Source organism: Oleiphilus sp. HI0079 (assembly GCF_001635105.1).
Genome location: NZ_LWFT01000318.1, coordinates 1 through 468 on the forward strand (window position 1 = coordinate 1; position 468 = coordinate 468).

Sequence of the window (468 nt, forward strand, 5' to 3'; positions counted from 1 at the left end):
GGGAATTTCCGTGCGATTCGTGTAGATGGGCAGGACGAGATGCCCCAGGAGGTTGCACTCGAGGCATTGGTTAAAGCATTGCAGGGCCTTGCGGCGAATCGTACGCAGTGGGCCGTTGGGATTATCTACGTCACGGGCCGAAAGCTTGATGACGGCACAATCCTAAGACAGATCGTTGTTGCTTCTGAACATATTGCTGGTTGGGCTCGCAGCTGGACCTATCCTTATGGGGTAATTGATGGCGAGGTGAAGATGGGTCAGCCGACAGAGCGCGAAATGAAGCCGGTTTACTATCAGCGTTAAATAGAATGATCTTTGAGGCACCCCAGCTTAAAGGCTCGCTAACCAGCGAGCCTTTTTCGTTAAAAGCACCGTAGAGACCGTTAAATAGCAAAACAAACACCCTGTTTATCTGTATCCGTAAGCAGTTGCGTCTGGAATGTCAAAAAATGTAAATAAGGTATTCAA

At 48.9% G+C, this 468-nt stretch carries 1 protein-coding gene; it reads left to right on the forward strand.

Going from position 1 to position 468, the window contains the following annotated elements:
* A partial coding sequence (locus tag A3750_RS25855; RefSeq protein WP_068548051.1) for a hypothetical protein occupies positions 1 to 303 on the forward strand: 303 nt, incomplete at its 5' end.
* Positions 304 to 468 lie beyond the last annotated feature (165 nt).